Raw genomic sequence first — 1,201 nt, 5'->3', positions numbered from 1 at the left:
GCCCAAGCGCATCGGCAAGATCGCCGTGCACCGGCTTTCGCCGTTCATGGCTCGCTTGCCGTTGCGGGTCGCCGACGCGGTGATGTCGGCGACGCAGCGCCTGGCTTTCGGCGACCTGACCAAATTCGGCCTGCCGCCCGCGCCTGCGGGCGGCGCCAGCCGCCTGACCTCGGATTACACCGCGATCGCCGCCGACGACGGCGCCGTCAGCGCCATAAAGGCCGGCAAGATCACCGTCGTACCTGGCATAAGGGAATTCACCCGTGACGGCGTGATCCTGGCCGATGGCAGCCTGATCTATCCTGACATCGTCATTGCCGCGACAGGCTACCGCACCGGGCTGGAGCCGATGGTCGGCAAGCTCGGCGTGCTCGACGCCAAGGGCGTTCCGCTCTTCAACGGCGGGCAAGCCGATCCGAAATTGCCCGGTCTGTGGTTCACCGGCATGCGGCCGAGCATTCGCGGCTGCTTCGCCAATGCCGGTATCCTGGCCAAGGCGATCGCCAAACGGATTGCAGGGTCGGCCTCGCACCAACCCGGCGCATCACGCTGATTTGGGTTCCAGCCGCCGGAAACCGACGGCCTCCATCAGCATGTCCTCTTCCTCCATGCCGGCATTGTGCAGGGCGAGCAGGTTAAGCGCGATTTCCCGCGCGTCGGCGGAATCGGGATGTGCCTCGCGCCGCCGGCAGGCCTCGTCGAACACGCGCTGCAGCTTGGCGATATCGGCTGGCTTGAGCAAGCCACGGTCATAGACGGACTTCGACATGGCGATCTCCTGATAAAGACCTAGGGCGCCATGTTTAAATTGCCAATCTTTCCCGAGGCTTGACCGACTTCACCCCATGCCGCGACTTCAAAGGGCGGCAGCGGTGCAAATCTGCTCCGCTGCTGCGCCCCATGCTGGAGGGCAATCAGACCGCGATCTTGCCGCCGCCCTGTCTGGTGATGGCGACCACCGACGGCCGCACCGGCATGTCGGGCTTGAAGTCGGGCCAGCGCGTCGACAGATCCTCATAGTAGGACGGGCGGCCGAACGCTTCCCAGTCCTCGCCGCCATCGCCCGGATGCTGGACGGCGACGAAGGCGGTCTGGTCGTCGGGCGCAAACAGCGGACCGCACATTTCGGCGCCGATCGGCACGCGGAAGAACAGTTTCGAGGTCGCCCGCGCCACCCCTTCCGTGTCCACCGCCCACAGAC

General features: G+C 65.9%; 2 protein-coding genes and 1 pseudogene. 1 reads left to right on the top strand and 2 read right to left on the bottom strand.

The annotated features are described in order from the left end of the window. Positions 1-553: pseudogene (locus EN969_RS31895) on the top strand (NAD(P)-binding domain-containing protein); the annotation flags it as partial. Here EN969_RS31895 and EN969_RS31890 read toward each other — a convergent pair. Next, a complete protein-coding gene (locus EN969_RS31890; RefSeq protein ID WP_024502214.1) occupies positions 545-769 on the bottom strand; it encodes a hypothetical protein in 225 nt (74 codons plus the stop codon). The pseudogene EN969_RS31895 and the gene EN969_RS31890 sit on opposite strands and share 9 nt — an antisense overlap. A gap of 145 nt (positions 770-914) precedes the next feature. Next, positions 915-1,201 (bottom strand): alkaline phosphatase PhoX (locus EN969_RS31885; RefSeq protein ID WP_127419775.1); only part of this gene is annotated, 287 nt, incomplete at its 5' end.

It is taken from the genome of Mesorhizobium sp. M7A.F.Ca.CA.003.01.2.1 (genome assembly GCF_003998945.1).
GTDB classification, from domain to species: domain Bacteria; phylum Pseudomonadota; class Alphaproteobacteria; order Rhizobiales; family Rhizobiaceae; genus Mesorhizobium; species Mesorhizobium ciceri.
This window is presented reverse-complemented; position numbering and strand designations above follow the sequence as displayed.

Coding starts and splice junctions, on each gene's coding strand:
- EN969_RS31890 (WP_024502214.1), bottom strand. CDS start 769: ATGTCGAAGTCCGTCTATGACCGTGGCTTGCTCAAGCCAGCCGATATC.